Annotated in this window: 6 protein-coding genes and 1 pseudogene; all 7 read right to left on the bottom strand. The window is 37.9% G+C overall.

What is annotated here, in order from left to right; genetic code table 11:
• A pseudogene (locus QZ562_RS18915) lies at positions 1 to 369 on the bottom strand (MSHA biogenesis protein MshN); the annotation flags it as partial.
• On the bottom strand, positions 366 to 1,274 hold the full coding sequence (locus QZ562_RS18920; RefSeq protein WP_293763702.1) for an AAA family ATPase: 909 nt from the start codon (positions 1,272 to 1,274) through the stop codon (positions 366 to 368). The gene QZ562_RS18920 and the pseudogene QZ562_RS18915, both read right to left, overlap by 4 nt.
• Before the next feature lie 3 nt (positions 1,275 to 1,277).
• Positions 1,278 to 2,975, bottom strand: a complete 1,698-nt coding sequence (mshL, locus tag QZ562_RS18925) for a pilus (MSHA type) biogenesis protein MshL (protein ID WP_293763705.1) — start codon at positions 2,973 to 2,975, stop codon at positions 1,278 to 1,280.
• A complete protein-coding gene (locus QZ562_RS18930) occupies positions 2,965 to 3,303 on the bottom strand; it encodes a hypothetical protein (protein ID WP_293763708.1) in 339 nt (112 codons plus the stop codon). Before QZ562_RS18930 ends, mshL begins: the two co-directional genes overlap by 11 nt.
• Before the next feature lie 5 nt (positions 3,304 to 3,308).
• Entirely contained in the window at positions 3,309 to 3,980 is a 672-nt protein-coding gene (gene gspM / locus QZ562_RS18935) for a type II secretion system protein GspM (protein WP_293763711.1), read from the bottom strand.
• Positions 3,973 to 4,587 (bottom strand): PilN domain-containing protein, encoded by a 615-nt coding sequence (locus QZ562_RS18940; RefSeq protein ID WP_293763714.1) that lies wholly within the window; start codon positions 4,585 to 4,587, stop codon positions 3,973 to 3,975. The genes gspM and QZ562_RS18940 overlap by 8 nt, the downstream gene beginning before the upstream one ends.
• Positions 4,587 to 5,513 carry an MSHA biogenesis protein MshI gene (locus QZ562_RS18945; RefSeq protein ID WP_293763717.1) on the bottom strand — a complete coding sequence of 309 codons (927 nt, stop codon included), beginning with the start codon at positions 5,511 to 5,513 and terminating at the stop codon, positions 4,587 to 4,589. Before QZ562_RS18945 ends, QZ562_RS18940 begins: the two co-directional genes overlap by 1 nt.
• Positions 5,514 to 5,677 lie beyond the last annotated feature (164 nt).

Raw genomic sequence — 5,677 nt, forward strand, 5'->3', positions numbered from 1 at the left:
GGTAACGCCAGTTTCAGCCGTACCTAATTCAATATCATTATTAGAATGTTGAGTTGCAGATACTTGAGGCTGAACTAGCTCTAGTAAAGGAACCTTTTTAGCGACAACGGTCATTGCTTTTGTTGACACTAAAGGACGCAAAGGCTGAGTATTGATAGAGGGTGCGGTTTTGGTATTATTGCCTTTATAAAATATCTGACTATTATTTGCTAAGGTAAAAATAATAGCTGCAATTATTGATATTGATAGTACTACCAAAAATAATAACTTTAATTGTTTTTTTTGTGGCGGGTGATAATCAGCGACTATCTTCTGTGTTCGAGACTGACGGGCTTCCAGGTCTTTCAACATTTTATTTACTACACTCATATAGCAAAACCTGACCTGTATAGATAAGCAAAACTAAAAACCATCATGACAACCAAAACACTGACACATGACATGAACAAATTATTTTTAGTTTTGTTCGCAGCTTCAGTATCTTTTATAGCAAGTTTCACATGTGACGGAGTGATTTTTTGCATACCTTCGCCATAGGCTAACATTAAAGACTTGTGGCATAGAACATTGACTATTCGAGGAGTACCTTTACTGGCCTTAAAAAGTAACGAGCAACATTTTTTATTGAACAAATCACCACCTTGGTAATTAGCTACATTCATTCGATGTTTTACGTATTGATAAACTTGATCTGTGTCCATTAATCTTAGCGTATAAGAAAATGTGACCCGTTGTTTTAATTGTCTTAGTTCGGGCAATGATAATTTGTCATCCAATTCTGGCTGTCCAAACAGTACCACTTGCAACAACTTACGTGATTCGGTTTCAAGATTAGTCATTAAGCGCAGTGCTTCAATACTTTCTACTGGCAATGCTTGTGCTTCATCAATAATAAGTACGACACCTTTGTTTTCTTGGTGGATCTGTATTAGGCGCCGTTGGATCCGTTGAGTAAATTCCTGCTGATCAGTCTGATCTGTTAACGTTACATTTAATTCACTCGCCACAGCTCGCCTAAGTTCAGAAGGAGTAAGGTAGGGATTGGGTATATAAGCGGCGACGAAATAATTCGGTAATTCGTTCAAAAGCTTGCGACAAATGAGTGTTTTGCCAGTTCCCACTTCCCCGGTAACTTTAATAAAACCTTCCCCAGCTTTGAGTGTGGTTAATAACACCTGAATTGCTTCTTTATGACTAGGCAGGCCAAAGAAATAACGCGTGTTAGGTGTCAGTGTGAAAGGTAGTTCTTTAATACCATAGTGGTATAGATACATAATTTAATCCACGTGCAGCCAATCGGCCATTTGATCTCTGCTACGTCTTAACTCCTGTTTCCAAGTGTCTTTACCTACTACAGTTGGTTTAATCAAAATCACTAATTCTTTTTTGACTTCACTTTTTCGCTTGTTTTTAAACAGATTGCCAAAGATAGGAATATCACCAAGCAGAGGCGTCTTCGATTCAGTTTCAGTAATTATTGACTGCATTAATCCACCAATTACTACTATCTCACCAGATTTAGCCCGAATAACGGTATCAGATTCGCGAATGTTGCTTTGTGCAAGAGGCAAAACAAATTGTTCCTGGTTTAAGGTAACGATTTTCTCTTGTTCTTGGGTTTCTATTACTGAAGGATGCACATGCAATAAAACCATTCCATCTGCATCAATTTGTGGCGTGACATCTAAAGCAATACCTGAAAAGAAAGGAGTCAATTCAATATTAGGGGTCACAGAAGTTGCATTGTTAGATACAGTACTTTGACTCGATACATCAGTAACAAAATATTCGTCGTCACCAACTTTAATGACTGCTTTTTGATTATTTATTGCTGTTACACGGGGACTAGACAACACCTGAACATTACCCTGAGTAGAGAGCAGTGATAAAACACCAGAAAAGTCTTTATTAATAAATGACAGACTCGTCACATTACCTAATGCGGCGCTAATATTATTACCAATAGCCCCTGCGCTGTTAGAAAACTGAAAATCAGTTGAACCGCTGTTGGCTAAAATTTGCCCCCAATTGATGCCCTGCTGATAACCATCGTCTAATGCTACCTCTATGATTCTGGCTTCGAGAATGACTTGCCTTTGAATAATTTCTTCAGAAACATCTAGGAAGGCTTTTACAGCCCTTATTTCTTTAGGCATGGCACGAACTGTCACTAAACCAGCTTGTGGCGTCACCATCACACTTTTTCCGTCACCTTCACCAAGCATAGTCTTCAAAGTCGCCAACAATTCGGTCCAAAAATCGGTCGCGGTGCGAGTCTGTATATTTGTGCCGTTGCTATTGTTGCCTGAACTAACGCTATTGCTGCTGCCGCTACTAGAGCTACTTGAATTACCACTAAAGCTGTTTTGAGAATTATTACTTCCACTCCTATTACTACCGCTACCACCACCACTACCTCTAGAGCTTTGTGTCACACCACCCGAGGTAATACTTGTTTGGGTTGTTCCATCTCTGGTCATTAATAAATAGTTAACAGCGAATGTCTCAGTTCTCATCCCAGCAGGATAAACACGGTAGATGTTTCGCTTGCGCTCAATTTCATAACCATACAACTCAGCAACTAAATCAAACACATCTGTCAGCGCTACTTGTTTTAGATCAAGTGATATTTCTCCTACAACGTCTGGATGGATAGCGACACTGTAAGGCGTACCTTTAACTATGCTGTTAAAAAACACAGCGGCATCCACTTTTTGAGCATTAATATCGTACTTCGATTCACCAAAGAGTTGGTTTGTTGCATTGCCCGAATTAGGTAACAGTGCCTGATTAACTTCATCGGGAACTGTGAGCAAGGACCGACCTACTTGAGTCTGGTCACCTTGTACTTGTTTATTTTCATATTCGGCGATGGCAGATTCTAAGGAATGAGACACGGCCGCCGTTTTATGCTGACTCTGGCATGAACAAACGATCAATATCATGCCCATAAGAAGTAGTTTGTTAAGAACCATTATTTGCGTCTTTTTTTATGTTGTTATTATTGACAAAAAGTGACTGCTTGCCATCTGAACTATTTAATACCACATGGTTTTGGCTAATAAAAATTACCTTATAACCTTGAACTTGTTGTCCTTCTGTAAAACTTATACCATTGATTATAGCTTGTTTGCTTATGCTATTAATGATGATCGCAGTCAATTTTAAAGCCGCTGGCGTCAACTCATCTGAATTCTCATAAACGGTAGATATGTGTTCATTTCTATTAGGCTTGGTCGGATCTTCTAATGTGTTAGCTTGCGCATTTGTTAAACAAAAGAAGAGTAATAATAAATTTTTCATCTGCACTAAATCCCTATAAAAGCTTTGTTGGTGCTTAGCGTATATATTTCCAGTTCAACACTTGCAGTTGGGTAATCATCGACTAAATAGTCAAATTTTTTCCAATAAAATTGCCACGGCAATGCTTCAAGTCTCTCTAAATACTGTTGAATATCAAAATATCTCCCTTCAAACATTAATGAAACACCGTGGCGATAGAGACCTGCTCCAGGTTCATCCGTTGTTTGGCGTTGTTCCAATAATAGAGGGGTAGGCGCAATAGACCGTAACTCAATGAGTTTTAACCTTTTACTGCCAGCCAATACACTTTCTAACATACTTGCCATTTTATTTGCTGGGACTAAGTTATTTGTTTGTTCCCCTAATTGTCTATCGATGCTTTGAATTCGACTTTCCAACATACTAATTCTTTTAAGTATGGGGACATTTGGATCAGTCTTGAGCTTGTTGGTCAAATCAACTACTTGCCCTGCCAAAGAAGTTATTTCTTTTTCGGCACTAAAGATGTTTTGCTTTAACTTCTTCGAATTGTCTGACAGTGGCTCTAGAAAAAAGGTGAATATAATTAATATCAAAACAGCTAGGCCACAAACTAAAATTAAAACCTGTTCCCGTAAACTTACCTTGATGAACTTAATCGACAGTTTCCTATATTGATGGGTCAAAGAATCAGTCATTGTTGGAGCCTTTTATTATTGTCAGTTGTTCACCTGTTGAAATAACAAAATTGAGTTGTTGTTCAGGATCTCGGTAGAGCCTAGTATCAGAAAATTCTTGCCCTTTAAAATAATCGGTTTTGCCCAGCAATCCGAGCCATTTAGGCACAATAAAAGAGTCTGTTGCGGCGCCTTCTATGACAACACTGGTACCATTTAAGTTTATACGGGTTAGCCACAACTGATCTTGGCTATGACTGGCGAGGTCTAACATAAGTTTTGAAAATCCGATAGATTTAAGGTCCTCCTGACCCGCCAACTCATTTAATACGCGTTGTTTGAGTCCGATAAGCTTTTGTTTTTCTTCAACCTTCTCAACTAAACTTAGATCCATTTTAAGGTTTTCTACAGCGTTTTTAAGTTCATTTAGTAATGTCTTTTGTTGTTTTTTATTACTCTCAAGCATAGTGACTTCAGATTGAAGTTTTTGCTGTTCGGATACCATATAAAAATATAGGAAGCTGCAAAGTATTGTTGCAACTAACCAAATCACAAGCACACTAGACAGAGTCAGCAACTGGAGCTTTGGTTGAATGCTCGCATGGTAAAGATTAACTCTATTTTTCATTAAGCAATCAAACTCGCATTGTCGACCGCTGCGCCTAAGCTTGCAAGGGCCGATGGAGTTATTGGCACATTTGTTTCATTGGACACATTAGGTATAAATACCTCCACAGGGATAAAAATAATTTGTGTAAGCATCTCTGCAAGAGCATATTGATGAACAGTATCTAAATAAACATATACTTTTTTGACAGGTGCTTGTCGTAGCTGACTCTCAAAATAATCCATAGAACGTTGAATTTCTAGACTTAAATTATCAATCACACCAATTTTAATTTCTTCTTGAGTAAAACTTTTTAGATTCTCATAACCGCGCAAACGCCTTGAAAAAAATAGTTGATTACGTTTAACAATGTTTAAGCAAAGCTGCCCGCCTTCCTCTTGGTTCAAAGTAATAATAGCATCGTCACTGTGCGCCAATAAATTGCAGGTAGCTAATTCTCCAATACCTATGTTGTTGAGTGCTAGACCCGCTTTTAAAATTCCATCACGAATTTCTAGAATATGCTTTGTCATTATTGCAACAACATTTAATTTTTCAGCATTAACTGCAGCAGCTGGGGGATCAAAATAATCAATAGTAAATCGCTCATCACTGGATAGTTGTTCTTTAATTGTCCATTGGAGTGCTTGGTTCAGCTCCGAATCTTCGACAGGTGGTTTGTCTACCTGTAAAAGTTGGTACTGCGAAATGGAAATGGATATGTTGCATTGGGTGTTGGCTAGATTATTATTGACGACATATGTTTTGAGCGTAGTTTGCCAATTTTCTATCGGGAAGGAGTTTTGCTCAACCCATACAATCTTATCTTTAACTTTTTGTAGAGTAGACACATGAAAATCTCTAACACCTATTTCAATCCCTAGAGAATAAAATTTCGATGTTTTTCTGAATCGACTTTTAATAAATTCGCGCCAACCAATTTGCATATTATAGGCTTTATCACTTAAAAAGTTACTCTATTACAGCAAAGAACAGGCTAAAACGCTAGTTTTATATGGTCTATGAATGAGCTCGGTTTACTCATCAAACCCAATAGTTTATGAAGTGGAAAAGGCAGTAGATTTACAGTGCTTAATGGAAGTGTCTATTC

Source organism: uncultured Paraglaciecola sp. (assembly GCF_913058035.1).
GTDB lineage: Bacteria > Pseudomonadota > Gammaproteobacteria > Enterobacterales > Alteromonadaceae > Paraglaciecola.